Raw genomic sequence first — 19372 nt, 5'->3', positions numbered from 1 at the left:
TCAGTAATGCTTGGTAAGGCACGCGGATCGCTTCGATAAGCAAGTCTTCATTTTTGTCGACCGGCGTGCTTAACCGGTCCTTTTCCAATCCCTGTAATCATTCGGTACCTTGAGTCGTTCGTTTGCCTATTGAGGACTTCGTGCCAGAAGCATTCATCACGCCGCTTTATTTGCCGAGCACATGGACGAGTGTCGTCCTGCCTTGAACGACATGGCTGCGATTCAATACCGGGCCGTGTCGCGCGAAAGGCGAGTTGAACTGTACAGACTGAACTGCCAACTTTTAAAACGCTAACGAATGTTGTTGAGCAAAAGGCGCCACGCATGCGGATCAACTGCTGGGCGATCCCGATGATCGCAGCAAGCACCTAGACGAATCCATCCTGCTTGAATCAGGAAAGATCAAGAACCTGTATTGAAAAGGCATGGCAAGGAGGCGCAGCATTTGATGGAACCGCCTCGGAAAAGGCGACAAGAAGCGTCGCCGGACACGGGAATTAACGATGGGGGATACCTGAATGGATTGCCAAGTTGATATGGATGATGGCGGCTTGCAGTGGTATGAGCAGATCGGCCGTCAAGAGCAGTTTGAAGATGAGAAACGAGAAAGGACACGACATATCACGGCTACCTTTGAAATTCACCGTGCTACCAAGCGTCGCGCAAAACTCCGTCTTGGCATGTCCGGACCTGCAGGCAGCGGCAAAACCTATGCGGCGCTGCAGATCGCAGGAGGCCTCGGCGGACGCATCGGCATGATCGACACCGAGCACGGCAGAGGTGACCTGTACGCAGACTTGCTGCCCGAAGGATATGACGTATTGTCGCTGGCGCCACCCTATACACCCGCACGCTACATCGAGGCGATTCATGCGCTGGAAGATATCGGTGTGTCGACCATCATCATCGACAGTCTCGCGCATGCATGGAGCAGAGAGGGCCGTCTGCAGACGCGCAAATGAATTGGAACGGATGACGTTGAACGTATGGCGGTTGAAATCGTAGCCGACGACATGCGCATGCTGGGGGCGCGACCACATGCCAGCGAGCATGAGCCCACGTCATCCGGAACTGACACTCCCGAGGCGCGGGAAAATGCCGCGGCAAGCGATACTCATCCGACTCGATATGACTTTGTGGATGATGCGATTCCATTTTAAGTTCTGCGTCAGGATTGGCATGAGTGCATTGGCAGGGCTCTTGGAAAAGGCCGGTATTTCATCTGGAAATACCGGCCTTTTGCTTTTGTGACGAAGGTGTCTCGATAAAAAGTCTCGTACAGAACCTTCAACGAAGGCTTTTCATCCCGGCATGTATTTTGCGAAACATGGATGCGTGTCATTGGAATAATGCACTATTTCGCAATGAATGTTGATCAGCATGAGGGAATACGAAGGAATACGACGTTCATTTCCGGTAATCAATCCTCCACTTTGCAATAAAAATGAAAAAACTACATTTTTTAGCGCTTGTCGTTCAGATCAATGGAGCCTCCGCTCCTTGTCCGGCAGCATTAATGCATTAAGCCATGGACGACAATCACGACAATCATGATGAAGCCAACCGGAGCACGCTGCCGGCGACAAGAGCGAAGCATGGCACGGGCACAAGGGAAGAACGCAACTTCCTGCATCATGCGGTACTGTTCTATGGCGTAGGTCTGCTGTTCGTAATTGCCGCGGGCTTTATATGGCTGACCGCGCATGTTCTCCTGCTGGTATTTGCCTGTGTTCTCTTTGCCGTTCTTCTGTACGACCTCAGTGAGCGGGTAAGGCAGGGGCTGCATTTGTCGCATGGACTGGCGCTGGGATTGGTGGTTTTTCTGCTTTTCGGCCTGCTTGGCCTGGCTGGATGGCTCATGGCACCGCAGATCACGCAGCAGGTAGGTGATCTGACATCTACCATTCCACATGCAATTGATAGACTGCGCGCGGCGGCCGAGCAGCGCGAATTACTGCGAGACCTGGTGGCGGCCTTGCCGTCGACGCAAGAGTTGATGTCTCGGGCAACAAAGATACTTTCGCAGGTAGGCGTACTTTTCACCGGTGTGCTGGGCGCGGTCGGCAACTTCGCCATCATTGCTTTTGTGGGAACGTATTTCGCGGCGCAGCCGCATATCTATATCGACGGGATCGTCACTCTCATGCCGCGTAGAAAGCGGCAGCGTGCACGCGAAGTCATTGCCGAACTCGGCCGTACGCTTGGTCAGTGGCTGGTCGGAAAATTCGTGACCATGGTGGTTGTCGGCATCGTCACGGCACTGGGACTTAGCCTGCTTGGCGTTCCGCTGGCGCTGGTGCTGGGAATCATTGCCGGTTTGCTCGACTTCATTCCTTATCTCGGTCCCATTCTTGCCGGCGGTCCGGCAGTGCTGATCGCATTTTCGGAAAGCCCCACGCTGGCGCTTTATGTCGCGCTTTTCTTTCTCGCGGTACAAATCGCCGAAGGCTATTTGTTGACGCCTTTGATCGAGCGGCAAACCGTCTCGCTACCGCCGGCACTGACGATAGTCATGCAGGTATTGATGGGAGCGCTATTCGGCTTGGCAGGCGTCGCGTTGGCAACGCCGCTGACCGCAGCGCTTGCCGTGCTCGTTACGATGCTGTATGTCCAGGATGTGCTGGGCGATCAGGTGAAGACGCCCAGCGAGCATTGACTATTGATGCGATGAATGCGCCTGTTCTTCTTTCTCCAGGCTGCTCAGGATGTAATGCGACATGTTCATCGCAAGCTCGTATTCACCGCGAAATACCTTGTTCGCTTTTTCCTGCTGCAGCAGGACCGCTTCGCTTTCGCTATGGGTCCGGACCACGGTGTGAATGGAAGGATTGAGCGCTTTGGCGGTTTCAATCATCGCGCGCACGCCGAAGGTGTCGGGTGTGGCTACCACCAGCATGGACGCTCTAGCGATGTGCGCTTGGATCAAAACCGCCGGCTCCGCAGCGTCGCCGGCCACGGCGGCGGCCCCTTGTGCACGAAGTTCTTCGACCAGCGACCGATTTTGTTCGGCGACGACAAAATGGACGCCGCGGTGCGTTAACTCCTGGGCAATCTGGCGACCCACACGGCCGTATCCCACGAGCACGACTTGTCCGCTCAGCTTGCTTTGGTCAGTGGTCATCGGCAACTCGGCGAGCGGATCGTCAGGCCGTTCCAGCCGGCGCGCCAGGTCCGATTTCGAGCGTATCCAGGCTTGCAAAGGCTCCACAGCCTTGAAAACCAGTGGATTCAATGCAATCGAGATGATCGCACCCGCGAGAATGAAGTTTTGGCCGTCGACCGGTAGTAATTCCAGAGACATGCCCAGACCAGCCAAGATGAATGAGAATTCACCGATCTGTGCAAGGCTGGCCGATACGGTTAGCGCCGTGTTCAGCGGATATCGCAGCAACAGCACCAGCACGAATGCCGCCAGCGATTTTCCGAAAATGATCACGGCAACGACTGCCAGTATCTGCAATGGACTCTCCACCAGCACGCGCGGGTCGAACAGCATGCCGACTGACACGAAGAACAGTACGGAGAACGCATCTCGCAGCGGAAGCGATTCTTCGGCGGCCCGGTGGCTCAACTCAGACTCGCGCAGAACCATGCCGGCAAAAAATGCCCCGAGCGCAAACGAGACGCCAAACACCTTGGACGAGCCGTATGCAATACCGACCGCTGCCGCAATCACGCAAAGCGTGAAGAGTTCGCGGGAGCCGGTCCTTGCCACGCGCCAGAGCAGCCAGGGGAAAAGCTTGCGTCCGACCACCAGCATGAAAATCACAAAGGCGGCCACCTGACCGAACGTGAACGCGAGGGTTTTCCAGAGCGCATCGCCGCTTTGTCCGCCGGTGCCGCCCAGCCAGCCAGACAGCGCGGGCAATAGCACCAGAACCAGTACGGTAACCAGGTCCTCGACCACCAACCATCCCACGGCGATCTGTCCATTGATCGAATCAAGAATGCCGCGGTCTTCCAATGCGCGCAACAGCACCACGGTGCTCGCGACAGATAAGGCAAGCCCGAATACCAGCCCGGCGCCGACGCTCCAGCCCCAAAGCTGAGCCAGGCCCACGCCCATGGCGGTTGCCACAACAATTTGGAGTATGGCGCCGGGCACGGCAATGCGCCGGACTCGCAGCAAGTCATCCACCGAAAAATGCAGACCGACGCCAAACATCAACAGCATGACGCCAATCTCCGCCAATTGGCTGGCTAAGTCGACGTCCGCTACGAATCCGGGCGTCGCCGGGCCGATCACAACGCCGGCTGCCAGATAACCGACCAGCGCCGGAAGTTTCATGCGTACGGCAATCAACCCGAATATCAGGCCAAAGCCGAGCGCGGCTGCAATCGTGGTAATCAGGCTGACGTTATGTGGCATTAGGGGCAGGTCCTCCGAACAGTTGGCGGGTTGTATGAATGGAACGGTGATTTTACAGAGAATTCATGGATGACAATTTGAGGGACATATGAATGCGTTTGCATGCACGGAAAATCGTGCAGCGTTGCGCAGCTTGGGCTGTTTTCGCACCTGATTGGTGGGACTGCAACCTCGTAGTGTCTTTCATCTTTTGGAGTGGCGCACCGCGCAATGAACCAATGAACGTTAGAGCGGCTTGCATCTCGCGACTTTCAGCAGACGCCACCCTCATGTCCTTTTTCTGCCGTTCGCGGTTGAGTGCGCCTGCGATATTCACCCGGTGAAAGACCGGTCCATTGCGCAAAAGCCCGCTGAAACGTTGATGGGTCTGAAAAGCCGAGATGCGTCGCTATCTGCTTGAGCGGGGTTGTCCCACGGGTCAGCAAATGAAGCGCCATGTCGCGACGCAGATCATCCTTGATCCGCTGAAAGCTTGCTCCCCCGGCTTCCAGCTTGCGATGCAAGGTTCGCGGTGACACCGCGAGGCGTTCGGCGACCTGCGGCAACGACAAGAGCGAGGGCAGGGCCTGCTGAAGCACGCGCCTGACTTCAGATGCAAGAGAGTCTCTCACCAGCAAGGTGTCGATGAAGCTGGCAGGCGCTCGCCGGATGAACCTGGGGATTTCTTCGGCGTTGCGGACGATATGGAGGCTGTTGGCCTGCTCCGTGAATCGCAAGGCGGCGTGTGGCTGATTGAATCGTATTGTTCCCGCCAGCAAGGATCGCAATTCAAACCGATGGCGGGGAGGCGGGCAGGGAAAGTCGGCGCAAACCAGGGGCAGCCGCCGTCCGACGAGCCAGGACATGATGGCGTAGATCGTCAGCAAGGGAACTTCGTACGCCAACAGGCCTTTTTCAGGATCTCCCCCGCGTTCCCGGAGTGTGATTTGAAGCTCCCCATCCTCGGCGATGCAGTCCACTTTGAAGCCGCGAAGCACGGCATTGCATCCCCTGGCGATGACCTGCGCGCAGTCGGCAAAGGTCGACGTGGTAACGCCGGTACGACAGAGCATCTCCACCGAACCTGGCCGCGTCGGTTCGCTATGAAGGCCGAGTGCTTCATCCTCCAGCGCGTTAACGATCGCGGCGAAGAGCCTGGAAAACTGCTTGAGGCTGAGACGGGCTCTTGGGACGTCAAGCAGGCCTCGGTCGATCGAGGCCCGACTCAAGAGTTCGTCGGGCGCTATTCCCCGCGCCGTTGCCGGACCGATCAGACCGAGGGCGGCGCGCATAGGAACCGTAATCGCACTTGATTTAGTGGGCATGGCAGTTTATGCAATAACAATGGCAACTTACGCTATCACGTTTTTAGAGGTAAAGGGACAAAATACCTGCTGCTTCAATGATTTGAAGGCGAAGAAACATCCGCAGGACGATGTTTGAGGCGAGGCACGATGCAGGCGGATTTGGCAATAAATGAATGCTTGGGGATGATGTCTCTCATTCGCAATAGTTTGCCAAGGTGAGGGAAATGTTTGGCATGTTCGACAACATCGCGCCTCCCTCTTTCGATGACACGACAGGAGAAAGTTGCATGATCCCCCGCACTCTATTTACCGAAGAACACGAGATGCTGCGCGAAGCCGCGCGCCGCTTCATGGAAACCGAAGTCGCGCCGCACAACGAGCGATGGGAAGAGCAGGGCTATGTCGACCGCGAGGTATGGCACAAGGCCGGCGCGGCCGGTTTTCTGTGCGCCAGCATGCCCGATCAGTACGGCGGCGCAGGCGGCGACAAGTTGTACAGCGTAGTGTTGATGGAGGAGCAGGCGCGCATTGGCTGCTCCGGTCTCGGCTTCGGCCTGCACTCGGAAATCGTCGCGCCCTACATCCTGCATTACGGCAGCGAATACCTGAAATCGACCTACCTGCCGAAGATGGCGACGGGTGAGATGATCGGTGCGATAGCGATGACCGAACCGGGCGCCGGCTCCGACCTGCAGGGCGTCAAGGCGACTGCGGTACGCAACGGTGACCACTACATCCTGAACGGCTCCAAGACCTTCATTACCAACGGTTGGCACGCCGACCTCGTGATCGTGGTCGCCAAGACCGATCCCGAAGCCGGTTCGAAAGGCATCAGCCTGTTCGTGGTCGATACCTCGATGCCGGGCTTCTCCAAGGGCAAGCGCTTGAAGAAAGCCGGCATGAAAGCGCAGGACACGGCCGAGCTGTTCTTCGACAACGTGCGCGTGCCGACAGCCAACCTGCTCGGTGAAGAAGGGCAGGGCTTCAAATACCTGATGTCGGAACTGCCGTGGGAGCGGCTGCAGATTTCGGTCACCGCGATCGCCGCTGTCGAGGCCGGCCTGGACTGGACGGTCGCCTACACGCGCGACCGCAAGGCGTTCAAGCGCCCGGTCAGCGAGTTTCAAACGGTGGCGCACGCGCTGGCCGAGATCAGGACCGAACTGGAACTGGGCCGCGTGTTCGTCGATCGCTGCCTGCAACTGCTGCTGGAAAACAAGCTGGATGCGGCGACCGCGTCGATGGCCAAGTACTGGACCACCGAGATGCAATTCCGCGCGCTCGATCGCTGCGTGCAGTTGCACGGAGGGTACGGCTACATGTGGGAATACCCGATCACACGCGCGTGGGCCGATGCGCGGGTGCAGCGCATCTATGGCGGCACCAACGAGATCATGAAAGAACTGATCAGCCGTAATCTGTAAGAGAACACGAGAGGAAAAACGAATGGAAGCCTATATCTATGACGCCGTCCGCACGCCGCGCGGCAAGGGCAAGAAAGACGGTTCGCTGCACGGCGTGACGCCGCTGCGTCTGGCCGAAACCGCGTTGCGTGCGCTCGGCACGCGCAACGATCTCGATACCGGACTGATCGACGATGTCGTGCTCGGTTGCGTCGAGCCGGTCGGCGAACAGGGCGCGTGCATCGGTCGCGTCGCGGCGCTGGCTGCCGACTATGCGGAAAGCGTGGCTGGCGTGCAGATCAACCGTTTCTGCGCTTCCGGCCTGGAAGCCTGCAACATGGCAGCCGCACAAGTGATGTCGGGCCAGTCCGACCTGGTGGTCGGCGGTGGCGTCGAAGCGATGTCGCGCGTGCCGATGGGTTCCAGTGGCGGCGCCTGGCCGGTCGATCCGCAGAGCGCGTTCAAGCGCTATTTTGTGCCGCAAGGCGTGTCGGCTGATGCGATTGCGACCATCTGGGGCTACAGCCGCCGCGACGCCGATGCGTATGCGGTCGAAAGCCAGCAGCGCGCGAAGCGTGCATGGGACGCCGGCTATTTCTCGAAGACGGTGGTGCCGGTGCTGGACCGCAACGGCCTGACTATCCTCGACCGCGATGAACTGATGCGTCCGCAAACCACGCTCGAATCGCTCGGCCAGTTGAAGCCTTCGTTCGCCGACATGGGCGAGCAGTTCGGCTTCGATGCGGTGATCAAGCAGCGTTATCCGCGGATCGAACAGATGCAGCATGTCCACCATGCCGGTAACAGCTCCGGCATCGTCGACGGCGCCGCCGCTGTCTTGATCGGCAACCGCGCGGCCGGCGAACGTACCGGCATCAAGCCGCGTGCGCGCATACGTTCATTCGCATCGATCGGCTCGGAACCGTCGATCATGCTGACCGGCCCCAGCTACGCCGCTGAAAAAGCCTTGAAGCGCGCCGGCATGTCGGTGTCCGACATCGACCTGTGGGAGTTGAACGAAGCGTTCGCTTCGGTCGTGCTGCGCTTCATGGAAGTGCTGGCCATCCCGCACGACAAGATCAATGTCAACGGCGGCTCGATTGCGATGGGCCATCCGCTCGGTGCAACCGGCGCGATGATCCTCGGCATCCTGCTCGACGAGATGGAAAGGCGCAATGTCGCCACCGGCCTCGCCACTCTGTGCGTCGGTGCCGGCATGGGCACTGCCACCATCATCGAACGTATTTAAGGGGACCGACATGATTGCTTTCACACTCGACGCGCAAGGGATCGCGACACTGACCTGGGACATGCCGGGCCGCAGCCAGAATGTCCTCAATGGCGAAAGCTGCGAAGCGTTGTTTGCCGCGATCGATCGCGCTGCATCCGATGATGCGGTCAAGGGCATCCTGATGACTTCCGCCAAGCCTGATTTTATCGCCGGCGGCGATCTCGAATGGCTGTTGTCGGCCAATGAAGCCGACGAACTGTTCGAGCGCGTGATGCGCCTGCACCGCGCGCTGCGCAAACTCGAAACCTGCGGCAAACCGGTCGCGATGGCGCTGCCCGGCATGACGCTGGGCGGCGGACTCGAAATTGCGCTGGCCGGCCATTACCGCGTCGCCGCCGACAATCCGAAAGCGCGCATCGGCCTGCCCGAAGTCACGCTCGGCCTGCTGCCGGGCGGCGGCGGCACGCAACGCCTGCCGCGCCTGATCGGCATCCAGAAAGCGCTGCCGTTGCTACTCGAAGGCAAGCGCCTGAAAGCCGCCGATGCATTGAAGCTCGGCATCCTCGACGCCGTGGTTGCGCCTGGTACCGAAGTACAGGTGGCGCGCGAATGGCTGTTGGCGCAACAGGAGAAAAAGCAGCAGCCATGGGATATCAAGGGTTACAAGATTCCGGGCGGAGCAGTGGCATCCCCGACGGTGCAGCAGGTCTTCATGGCCAGCAACGCGATGCTGCGCGCCAAGACCTTTGGCAATTATCCTGCCCCGGCCAACATCCTGTCCTGCGTGTATGAAGGTCTGATCACCGACATCGACACCGGTTTGCAAACCGAGGCACGCTACTTCGTGGAAACGGTGATGACGCCGGAAGCGAAGAACATGATCCGCACGCTGTTCTTCAGCATGGGCGAAGCCAACAAGCTGGCATCGCGTCCAGCCGGCGTGCCGGTGCAGCGCTATAGCAAGATCGGCGTGCTCGGCGCCGGCATGATGGGCGCAGGCGTCGCCTACGTCGCTGCCAAGGCCGGCCTGCAGGTGGTGCTGATCGACATGGCGCAGGAAGCGGCCGACAAGGGCAAGGCATATTCGCAGGCGCTCGTGACCAAACAGGTCGAACGCGGCCAGCTCGCGCAGGACAAGGCGAAGGCACTGCTCGACCGCATTACACCGACCACCGACTATGCGCTGCTGCACGGCGCCGAGATCGTGATCGAAGCGGTGTTTGAAGATCGTGCGATCAAGGCTGACGTCACCAAGAAGAGCGAAGCGGTGCTGGCCGCCGACGCGATCTTCGCGTCCAACACATCGACGCTGCCGATCACGGGTCTGGCCGAAGCGAGCGCGCGGCCGGCCAATTTCATCGGCCTGCATTTCTTCTCGCCGGTGGACAAGATGCCGCTGGTCGAAGTCATCGTCGGCAAGCAAACCAGCAAGGAAACGCTGGCGCGTTCGCTCGACCTGGTAAAGACGCTGGGCATGACGCCTATCGTGGTCAACGATTCGCGCGGCTTCTACACCAGCCGCGTGTTTTCGACCTACGTGCTGGAAGGTCTGGCGATGCTGAAGGAAGGCATCGCGCCGGCCCTAATCGAGAACGCGGGCCTGATGGCTGGCATGCCGGTCGGGCCCCTCGCGCTGACCGACGAAGTGTCGAGCGAGCTGATCTACAAAATCGACAAGCAGACCCGCGCCGACCTCGGTACCGCTTACCAGCCGCGCCCCGGCCATGAAGTGGCGGCGCAGATGGTGGAGCTGGGTCGCATTGGCAAGAAAGCGGGCAAGGGATACTACGACTATCCACAGGGCGGTAAGAAGCAGCTGTGGCATGGCCTGTGCGAACTCTTTCCGCTCGTTGCAACGCAACCTGACGTGCGGCAGCTGATCGAGCGCCTGGTCGCGGTGCAGGCGGTTGAGACCGTGCGCTGCATGGAGGAAGGCGTGCTGACGACGGCGCGCGACGCCGACGTCGGCGCGATTCTCGCCTGGGGCTTCCCGGCCTTTCGCGGCGGGCCGCTTTCATGGGTGCATACGGTCGGCGTCAAGCAGTTCGTCGGACAGTGCGAGCGCCTGGCTAAGCAGTACGGCGCGCGTTTCGCGGCCCCGGCCCTGCTGAAGGCGATGGCGGAGGAGGGCGAGGCGTTTTATAAATAAAAGGAATTCCTTCCCTCTCAAGGGGAAGGAATCCTCAAGAAATGAAAGTATTCCCATGACCGTACTCAAAGGCATAAAAATCATCGAACTCGCCGGCATCGGCCCCGGCCCGTTCTGCGGCATGCTGCTGGCCGACCTCGGCGCCGACGTCATCGTCATCGAGCGACCGGGCGGCGGCGACTTGCCGGCGGCGATCACGCGACGCGGCAAGCGCTCGGTCGCGCTCGACCTGAAATCGCCTGAGTCAATCGAAACCGTGCTGCGCCTGATCGAGAGCGCCGACGCGCTGATCGAAGGCATGCGCCCCGGCGTGATGGAGCGCCTTGGTCTCGGTCCCGACGTGTGCCTGTCGCGCAACCCGCGCCTCGTGTACGGACGCATGACCGGCTGGGGCCAGGACGGCCCGCTGGCGCAGGCAGCCGGCCATGACACCAACTACATCGCGCTGTCGGGCGCGCTCTGGTATGCCAGCGAAGCGGGGCAGCCGCCGGTGGCGCCGCCGACATTGGTGGGCGACCTGGGTGGCGGCGCACTGTATCTCGCGGTCGGCATCCTGGCCGGCATCCTGAACGCGCGCAGCAGCGGGCAAGGGCAGGTGGTCGATGCCGCGATCGTCGATGGCTCGGCGCACCTGATGAACCTGATGCTGGATCTGATCGGTGGCGGCCTGGGCAGCGAGCAGCGCGGCACGTCGCTGCTCGACGGCCCGCACTGGTATACCACCTACCGCTGCGCCGACGGGCGCGACATTACGGTCGGTGCGCTGGAGCCGAAGTTCTACCGGCTGCTGCTGGAAAAACTCGGCCTGCAAAACGATCCGCGTTTTGCTAGTCAGAACAAGACAGCGCAATGGCCGCAGCAGAAGCAGCAACTGGCCGAATTGTTCGCGACCAAATCGCGCGAAGAATGGTGCGCGCTGCTCGAAGGCAGCGACGCCTGCTTCGCGCCGGTGCTCGCGCCGTCGGAAGCGGCGCGCCATCCGCATATCGCACAACGGAAAATCTACAGCGAGGAGGGCGGCCTGCTGCAGGCCAATCCGGCCCCGCGCTTTTCAAGCTCGCCGGCGGCTGCAACACGGCCGGTCCCGAAAGTCGGCGAGCATACGCAGCAAGTATTGGAAGAGAACACGAAATCAAGCCGATAGAGCCTGATGCGAATCTCACCAAGACCGTACATTTTTTACTAAGACAGGAGACAACATGCTAGGCCAAATGCAGGACAAACCGCTGCTGATTTCATCGCTGCTCGAGCACGCGGAACGTTTCCATCCGAATGTCGAAATCGTCACCAAGACGATCGAAGGACCGATCCACCGCTGCAACTGGCGCGAACTCGGCGAGCGTTCGCGCCGCCTTGCGATCGCCTTGCAAAAGCAGGGCATCAAGCAGGGCAGCATGGTGGCGACGCTGGCGACGAATACCTATCGCCATCTCGAACTGTATTTCGCCGTGATGGGAATCGGTGCTGTCCTGCACACGATCAATCCGCGCCTGTCGCCAGAACATCTTGAATACATTGTCAACCATGCGGAAGACGAAATGCTGTTCTTCGACCTGCCATTCGCGCCGCTGGTCGAAAAGCTGCAATCTCGCTTCCCGACGGTCAAGCGTTTCTACGCGCTCGCAAATCAGGATTCGGTAGTCAAGGCTGCGCCGGACATTCGTGATTTCAGCGGCTACGAAACCCTGTTCGCTGATACACCGGCCGATCCTTCATTCACCTGGCCGCAATTCGATGAGCGTTCTGCATCGACGCTGTGCTACACCTCGGGCACGACCGGCAATCCGAAAGGCGTGCTGTATTCGCACCGCTCGACGATTGTGCATAACTGCGTCGTCAGCCTGCCCGACTCCCTCGGGGTGTCGGCCGACTCGACGATCCTGCTGGTGGTGCCACTGTTTCACGTCAACGCATGGGGCCTGCCGTATGCGGCGGCGATGACCGGCGCCAAGCTGGTGCTGCCCGGCCCGCACCTGGACGGCAAGAGCATCTACGACTTGCTGCGCGATGAGCGCGTCACGCTGGCTGCCGGCGTGCCGACGGTCTGGCAGATGCTGTTCCAGCATGTCGATGCCAACGGTTTGAAGCCGCGTGAAGACCTGTGCCTGAAGGATGCAGTGGTTGGCGGTTCGGCCGCGCCGCGCGTGATGATCGAACGCTTTGACCGCGACTTTGGCACCTTTCTGCTGCATGCGTGGGGCATGACCGAAATGAGCCCGCTCGGCGTGGTCTGCCGCCTGCTGCCCAAGCACGCCGCTCTGCCGGCGGCGCAGCGCTACGACGTCCAAATGAAGCAGGGCCGCGCCGTGTATGGCGTACAGCTCAAGATCGTCGACGAGGAAGGCCGCCGGCTGCCGCACGACGGCAAGGCTAGCGGCCGCTTGATGGTCAGCGGACCGTGGATCGTCGATCGCTACTTCAAAAGCGAAAGCAATGATTTGCTCGATGCGGAAGGTTTCTTCGACACCGGAGATATTTCCACCATCGATGAGGACGGGTACATCTGTCTGGTCGACCGCTCGAAGGACGTCATCAAGTCCGGCGGCGAATGGATTTCGTCGATTGATCTCGAGAATACCGCGGTCGGATGCCCCGGCGTAGCGATGGCGGCGGTGATCGCGCTTCCGCATCCGAAGTGGCAGGAACGGCCGCTGCTGGTCTGCGTGAAAAAGCCGGGCGCCGAGGTCGACAAGGCCGCCGTGCTGGCCTACCTCGACGGCAAGATTGCCAAATGGTGGACGCCGGATGACGTCGTGTTCGTCGATGCCTTGCCGATGACGGCCACCGGCAAGATCTACAAGCTCGGATTGCGGCAGAAATTCAAGGACTATCAGCTGCCGGGATGATGTTTGAACGCGCCGGCGCGCCTCGCGGCAACGTCCGTGGGACGTCGGGTAATGTTTGTTTCCCATATTTGGGTAAATTCGTCTCTTACGAGTGGAAGTAATTAATATGCAAGGCTACCGATGGCATTTGTATGCTAATTACTTCCAATGCCGATTTTGCTTGGCTCTTAGGGAAGCCCTTGTAATATGATTTTTCCGTTCTGAGACGACCCCAATATGACCACCTACATCCTGGCGCAGTTGAAGTTCACCAACCGCGCCGCCTATGAGCGCTACCAGGCGCGCTTTATGGATGTGTTCCGCAAGTTCGACGGGCGTCTGCTCGCGGCGGATGAACAACCGATCCTCCTGGAGGGCCAGTCGGATCGGGAGAAGGTGGTGCTCATGTCGTTCTCGGACGAGACGTCAGCGCGCCGGTTCATGGACGCGCCTGAGTACCTGGAAATTTCGAAGGATCGCCACGCTGGCGCCGATACGGTGTCCTGGCTGGTGGGAGGTCTGGGCTAGGAGAACCAGGCATGCTCACTACCATCGATCTGGATCAGTTCGCCGAGGCAATGCCGGCGGTTACGTGGTTGATAAATAGCCGGCGACCTTAATTTACGCGGTAGCCACAAACCCGCGTCAAACATTAGTTTGCGGATCGTTTCCTTGGCCAACACGATGCCATGGCATTCCCGCAGCTTCTCGCAAGCGACTGTCGGTCCAAAACAGCCATGATCCGACTCCTCAATCATTACGGAGCCTTCAGCATGAACCTATTCATATGGACATTTGAATATGGCTAGATTTAGACATTTTAAAATGGCTGCCACATATAAAAGATACCTAATTCGCGTTATGTAAAATATTGTGCGCGTTCTGCGTCGTGCCCTACGCCATACAACAATGGTAGGTGGAATGCGAATTGGGCTGGCAGAAGAAAAGAAAAAGTTGGAACAACTGGCCAGAGAAAACAACCAGTCAATTGAAGACGTTCTCAATGATCTCCACAAGCCTGAATGGCTTGGATGGATCATCAGAGGCGTTCCAAGAAGACCCACGTTTAAATACAACCATGCTATGGCTGACTAAACCAGTGATCGGTCATGAGGCCAGTGTTTCGTCATTTACTAATTGGTCGCATAACCAGTTTATCGACGTTTCACTGCCCTCCTTGTTTTTGCTTGCTCCACGTTAATCCGCGAAGAACCTAATTTAACGGGTTTGAGCGAACTCGGGTGACAATGCTGGCCCTCGCATCGCCCTAAGGCAAAAGCAATAGCATTTTCACAGAGTCGTCGAGGAGGTCCGTGCGGATATAGCCGACTGCATTTGGATTGTTCACTACCGCGCGCTTGACGGCCTCGCCGTCAGCGGCTACGACAGGCGGTTCCCCCTTGCCGGTAAATATTAGATTTAACCAATATGCCCTGAGCTGCGTGACGCTTTTGCGCGCGGTCTTCTCGTAGAACTCGTCACGCACTGGCGACCCTTCGGGCTGGTCAATCGGCACTGCACGCGCGCCGGTCGGAAATGTGGCAATCCGCGCAAGGAAGATATCTGCCACCTGATTGGGCGTGATGCTGCTAACGGGGCTCTTGCTGGAGACGATGACGGCAATTTCGGCCGCACCGGAGCATGCGGCAGGCATTAATCCCGCAGCAATGATCCATCCCCCTACAAACATGTTAGCCGCTTTCATCCCGTTCCCCGCTAAAACGCAAAATCCAGGACAATGCTGACGACTTTAGACGCGCTTCCGGGCGAGAATCCGGGTTGAATATTGATGAAATACCCGTTGCCTCCTGCCCTTTCTCGTACCTGCACATCGTCAAGCTGCAGCTTCAGCGCCGCATTCTTTGCAAAGTCCCACCGCACACCGGCCGAAATAGCACGCTGGTCATTGGCGATCGCTGAGGGTTCCGGATCGCCCGGTCTAGCAGTCGAATAAATAATGTACGGAGTCAACATCCCTGCCCGCATTCCGACCGAGACATAGGCAGCCTTCGTTATCCGCGAAAGGTTAGGGATCATGAGCTTGCTCCATTCAGCCTGGACGAACCAGTTGCCCGGATCATAGGAAACACCCAAGTTAAAAAATCTTAGCCTGCCGTCGGACGCTGGAAGGCGAGAAGCCAATGCGGCTCCGCGCAACGTCCAGCCGTTCCAGTCAATCGTATTTGCAATTCCGGTCATGCCACGGGCCTCGCTTCTGATCTGCTGCGTGCCCGTTGCGGTGGCGGAAACGCCTTTGATTTTCACGTTGCCGTAAAGGAGCTGAAGTGCATTGGTTGCGTCGCCCACTCGTGACCTGATAAAGACATCAACACCATCCGAGTTGGTAAACGGAATAAGGCTGTAGCTTTCGATTGGCGGCCGCAACCAGAAGTTGGCAAGCCCGACGAGACGGGACTCGGACACCATAAAAGCCGGAAGTACGATACGTCCGCCGCGAACGCGCAGATCCGGGGTGATTTGGTAGGAGAGGTTGGCCCACTCTACCCGAGGTGAATAACCCGCATCGACTTGGTGCCGGCTGACGACTTGGAAGACCGCTTCGAGACGTTCGCTGATGTCGGCGTTGACTTGAAGTCCGAGCTTGCTGTCCACCCCGGGCGCCCAGTCTCTGGAAAACCCTGTACCGCTGGGTTGAACAGGACTTGCAACATAATCAGCATCACGTAGAGACGAGTGGGCCGCGCCCAAGGTGCCGAATCCCCGTATTGTGATCGCATAGCCCCGCTCCTGCGGCTCCGCACAATGGCCGGGTGTCTGGATCAGCAACCCGCAAATTAACAGCACACGCATCCATGTGCGATCCCCGGGCTTGTCGGGCGAGATACACTTCTCACGCCAATACGTTGTTCGTTTTCGCATCTGCAGTGCCTTCCGAAATCATGCTGATTACTTCGGAACAACAGACTCGTTTTCCAACGCAGCAGCACGCCGCGCATTTCCAACTTGCCTCGTTGTGCGATTTTATCGTCCTCCACGCAAGCGCGATTCCCTATATATCAAACCTGTTCGCGCCAAGAAGCAACTGTTCTTGGTGGTAGGGGTACTGCCGGCTTCGTGGCAGCTGCAGCCTACGCTTTTCTTCCCCATTCGCGCGCGAACGCCGGCATTAATCCTCCGATCACGGTCCTCTCTCTTTTAGCATGGTGTCGAATTGATTGATCAAAACCAATCCCTTTGCGTGATCAATATTTTCGCGACGGACTGCTCACGAGTGGTCGACATACGCACTTCTTCTACGCTTACCGCTCCGATCCTGTGGCGCTGCCGTGCTTGTCATCCATCGCCAGCCGGAAGCCCAAGTGGGACATGCTGTTGTACGGGTCCGTTCCACGCCGCGCACTTGGCCGATAGCTCATGCAGTAGTCTTCGTTGCAAAGGAACGACCCTCCTCGTGTAACGCGGCGCGGCGCGGCCTCCGGAACACCGGGCTCGCTCGGATCCCAAGAGTCTGCGGGGCCTGCGGGGTTGTCGATCACCCGGCTTGCGAGTGCTTCACGCTCGAACTGATCGGCGCGATACCAGTCGGCGACCCATTGCCAGGCGTTGCCAGTCATGTCGAAGAGGCCGTAACCATTGGCCGGAAAGCTACCGACCGGGCTAGTGCCCAGCGCTCCGCCCGCCTTGGCGCTCACTACCGGAAAGGCCTGCGCCTGTTGGCCTTGCCAGACATTGGCCATCTGTTTGCCGCCAGGCGTGAACTGGTCGCCCCAGGCGTAGGTGGCCTGCTCCAATCCGCCGCGCGCGGCGAATTCCCATTCTGCTTCGGTAGGCAGGCGCTTGCCGATCCACTTTGCATAGGCTTGCACGTCCTCATAGGAAACCTGCACCACCGGATGCTCGTCCTTGCCTTCGATGGAACTGCCCGGGCCGTTTGGATGACGCCAGTCGGCTCCCGGAATGTAGCGCCACCATTGGGAGTAATCCTGCAAGGACACCGGGCCGGCAGTGCCGACGAACACCATGGCGCCGGCTGCCAGTGCGCTCTCCGGCAGTTTCGGCGTACCGGGCGGCAACTGGACCTTCAAGGTTTCCCAATCGGGCCGTTTCTCCGCCGTGGTGACATAGCCGGTGGCGTCGACAAACTTGCGGAACTCGGCATTGGTGACATGGTGCTGATCCATCCAGAAGCCGTTTACACGTACCTTGTGGGCGGGCCGCTCATTGAGCTGGGCCAGCTTGTGGTCGCTGCCCATCAGGAACTCGCCCGCGGGTACGAGAACCATCCCTCTCGGTCCATACACGCCATCGCCAAGCACGATGCTCGGTGGATTGGGCATACCAGCGCCGGCGTGCCAGGTTGAAACGGCTAGACCTGAAACTCCGGCAGCGCAGAAAAGTAGACCGGCCAGCACAGCGCGTCGCCGCCACCAAGGGGGGCGACTTTGAATCTGCCCCACGGCCGCTGCCGCGGACACCGGCTTTTGCTTGCATCTATTCTGTTTCATATATCTCTCCGCGCGGCGGCGTGCATCTTCACTACCGCTTCTGCCGCTGCAAAAATTCCTGGACCATGTTCGACCGGTCGAACGACTTGGCGGCTTGCACCGGCGGATACTCGGCCAAGGTCTTCAAATGATTGCTGAGAAGCTCGCTCATCGGATAGGAAATCCAGGAGTTCTTCTGCAGCAAATGACCGTACGAGTCCTTGCTGTCGTAACTCTCGAATGGATCGCTGCGCAGGTTGAACATGAGCGCAATGAAGCGGGGATTCAAGTCGGCATAGTAGTCCTCCTTGGTCGAAAAGTGCATCTTCCACGGGCCCATGCGAACCGCCGTCAGCTTGCTTTCGACGTAATACAGGAAACTGTTGCGGGCGCTTTCCGGCGACTTTCCCGTCCAATAGTCGACATTATTGATGCCGTCGATGTATTGCTTTTTCTCCTTCTTCATCTGATCGACGACGTCCGGCACGCCAGCCACGGCCGCGAAACTGGTGAACATGTCCTGATGTGCCTGGATGCCATTCTTGATCTGGCCCGGCTTGGTCACGCCCGGCCAACGCAACATTGAGATCAGCCGCACGCCGCCTTCGTAGGTCGTCATCTTCTCGCCACGGAACGGCGTGGTCGATCCATGCGGCCATGACGAATGCTCAGGGCCGTTGTCGGTGGAGTACCAGATGATCGTGTTCTTATCGAGGCCGTTCTTCTTGAGGTAATCAAGCACCTGGCCGATATCGTGATCATGCTGGAGCATCCCGCCGCCATGCTTGTCATCCTCGTGCGTGTACTTCGCCGCAGCGCCGCGCCATTTGTCGTTGAGGTGAGTGTAAAGGTGCATGCGGCTCGTATTGAGCCAGACGAAGAATGGCTTGTCGTCCTTCTTCGACCGCTGCATGAAGTCGATCGCCTTGGGGATCACTTCAGCGCCGTCGAAATCTTCCATCCGCTTCATGGTGAGCGGGCCGGTGTCCTTGATCGTTTGCTTGCCGACGCGTCCGAAGCGCTCATCCACCGTTGGATCGTCGCGGTCGTTCGCGAACGTATGCAGAACACCACGGGTGGCGAACTTTTTCGCAAAGGCCTGCGGGCCTCCTGGATAGCTGTTGGCGTACGTTTGGTAGTCGCTGTATTCGTGCTGCTCTTCGGTATTCAAGTGATAGAGGTTACCGAAAAATTCATCGAACCCATGCACAGTCGGGAGGTGCTCGTTGTTATCGCCGAGGTGATTCTTGCCGAAGTGGCCAGTGCGGTAGCCGGCCTTCTTCAACACTTCGGCCAGGCTTGGCGAGGCGGCCTGCATGCCGAGCTTGTCGCCGGGCGCGCCGACCGTGGTCATGCCGGAGCGGATCGGATACTGACCAGTGATGAACGCTGCGCGACCAGCCGTGCACGACGGCTGGCCGTAATGGTCGGTGAAGCGGATGCCTTCCATGCCGATGCTGTCGATGTTGGGCGTTGTATATCCCATGACGCCCATGCCATAGGCGCTCACGTTTTGCCAGCCGATGTCATCGCCCCAGATGACGAGGATGTTCGGTTGCTTGTTCTGCTGGGCGCTTGCCGACAGCGGGGCTAGAAACACGAAGGCTGTTCCAAGCAGGGTCAGCATGCGCTTCATACGTTCGATCATGGCCTCTCTCCTGTAG

Annotated in this window: 15 protein-coding genes and 1 pseudogene; 9 read left to right on the top strand and 7 right to left on the bottom strand. The window is 58.9% G+C overall.

Features of this window, described 5'->3' with window-relative positions; genetic code table 11:
* Window positions 1–518: 518 nt before the first annotated feature.
* A complete protein-coding gene (locus tag D3871_RS08670) occupies window positions 519–962 on the top strand; it encodes a DEAD/DEAH box helicase family protein (RefSeq protein ID WP_233575563.1) in 444 nt (147 codons plus the stop codon).
* A 566-nt stretch (window positions 963–1528) separates the two neighbouring features.
* Window positions 1529–2656, top strand: coding sequence for an AI-2E family transporter (locus D3871_RS08665; RefSeq protein ID WP_119768520.1), 1128 nt, complete (start codon window positions 1529–1531; stop codon window positions 2654–2656).
* On the opposite strand, the gene D3871_RS08660 is transcribed toward D3871_RS08665, so the two are convergent.
* Window positions 2657–4369: a cation:proton antiporter domain-containing protein gene (locus tag D3871_RS08660; protein WP_119768519.1), complete on the bottom strand. Its 1713-nt coding sequence runs from the start codon at window positions 4367–4369 to the stop codon at window positions 2657–2659.
* A 251-nt stretch (window positions 4370–4620) separates the two neighbouring features.
* On the bottom strand, window positions 4621–5640 hold the full coding sequence (locus tag D3871_RS08655) for an AraC family transcriptional regulator (protein WP_158597889.1): 1020 nt from the start codon (window positions 5638–5640) through the stop codon (window positions 4621–4623).
* A gap of 302 nt (window positions 5641–5942) precedes the next feature.
* Between D3871_RS08655 and D3871_RS08650 the strand changes: the two genes are divergently transcribed.
* From D3871_RS08650 to D3871_RS08625, 6 genes are all read left to right on the top strand, one after another.
* Window positions 5943–7079, top strand: coding sequence for an acyl-CoA dehydrogenase family protein (locus tag D3871_RS08650; RefSeq protein WP_119768517.1), 1137 nt, complete (start codon window positions 5943–5945; stop codon window positions 7077–7079).
* Window positions 7080–7101: 22 nt separating this feature from the next.
* A complete protein-coding gene (locus D3871_RS08645) occupies window positions 7102–8307 on the top strand; it encodes an acetyl-CoA C-acetyltransferase (RefSeq protein WP_119768516.1) in 1206 nt (401 codons plus the stop codon).
* Window positions 8308–8317: 10 nt separating this feature from the next.
* Entirely contained in the window at window positions 8318–10438 is a 2121-nt protein-coding gene (locus D3871_RS08640; RefSeq protein ID WP_119768515.1) for a 3-hydroxyacyl-CoA dehydrogenase NAD-binding domain-containing protein, read from the top strand.
* Window positions 10439–10493: 55 nt separating this feature from the next.
* On the top strand, window positions 10494–11582 hold the full coding sequence (locus D3871_RS08635) for a CaiB/BaiF CoA transferase family protein (protein WP_119768514.1): 1089 nt from the start codon (window positions 10494–10496) through the stop codon (window positions 11580–11582).
* Between the two features lie 55 nt (window positions 11583–11637).
* Window positions 11638–13284: a long-chain-fatty-acid--CoA ligase gene (locus tag D3871_RS08630; protein WP_119768513.1), complete on the top strand. Its 1647-nt coding sequence runs from the start codon at window positions 11638–11640 to the stop codon at window positions 13282–13284.
* 216 nt (window positions 13285–13500) lie between these two features.
* Window positions 13501–13791 (top strand): DUF1330 domain-containing protein, encoded by a 291-nt coding sequence (locus tag D3871_RS08625; protein ID WP_119768512.1) that lies wholly within the window; start codon window positions 13501–13503, stop codon window positions 13789–13791.
* A 2-nt stretch (window positions 13792–13793) separates the two neighbouring features.
* Here D3871_RS08625 and D3871_RS30770 read toward each other — a convergent pair.
* A pseudogene (locus D3871_RS30770) lies at window positions 13794–13994 on the bottom strand (ISNCY family transposase); the annotation flags it as partial.
* A gap of 197 nt (window positions 13995–14191) precedes the next feature.
* On the opposite strand from D3871_RS30770, the gene D3871_RS29720 reads away from it, so the two are divergent.
* Window positions 14192–14464, top strand: coding sequence for a hypothetical protein (locus D3871_RS29720; RefSeq protein WP_147376760.1), 273 nt, complete (start codon window positions 14192–14194; stop codon window positions 14462–14464).
* A 66-nt stretch (window positions 14465–14530) separates the two neighbouring features.
* Here D3871_RS29720 and D3871_RS08615 read toward each other — a convergent pair whose 3' ends face one another.
* From D3871_RS08615 to D3871_RS08600, 4 genes are all read right to left on the bottom strand, one after another.
* The gene (locus tag D3871_RS08615) at window positions 14531–14968 is read right to left on the bottom strand and encodes a type 2 periplasmic-binding domain-containing protein (protein WP_233575562.1); all 438 of its coding nucleotides are present in this window, start codon (window positions 14966–14968) and stop codon (window positions 14531–14533) included.
* An 11-nt stretch (window positions 14969–14979) separates the two neighbouring features.
* Window positions 14980–16143, bottom strand: a complete 1164-nt coding sequence (locus tag D3871_RS08610; protein WP_119768510.1) for a hypothetical protein — start codon at window positions 16141–16143, stop codon at window positions 14980–14982.
* 380 nt (window positions 16144–16523) lie between these two features.
* On the bottom strand, window positions 16524–17729 hold the full coding sequence (locus D3871_RS08605; RefSeq protein WP_119768509.1) for a formylglycine-generating enzyme family protein: 1206 nt from the start codon (window positions 17727–17729) through the stop codon (window positions 16524–16526).
* 31 nt (window positions 17730–17760) lie between these two features.
* Window positions 17761–19356 carry an arylsulfatase gene (locus D3871_RS08600; protein ID WP_119768508.1) on the bottom strand — a complete coding sequence of 532 codons (1596 nt, stop codon included), beginning with the start codon at window positions 19354–19356 and terminating at the stop codon, window positions 17761–17763.
* Window positions 19357–19372 lie beyond the last annotated feature (16 nt).

The sequence above is a fragment of the Noviherbaspirillum saxi genome, from assembly GCF_003591035.1.
GTDB classification, from domain to species: domain Bacteria; phylum Pseudomonadota; class Gammaproteobacteria; order Burkholderiales; family Burkholderiaceae_D; genus Noviherbaspirillum; species Noviherbaspirillum saxi.
Note: the sequence above shows the minus strand (reverse complement) of the source record. Positions and strands in the feature narration are given on the sequence as shown.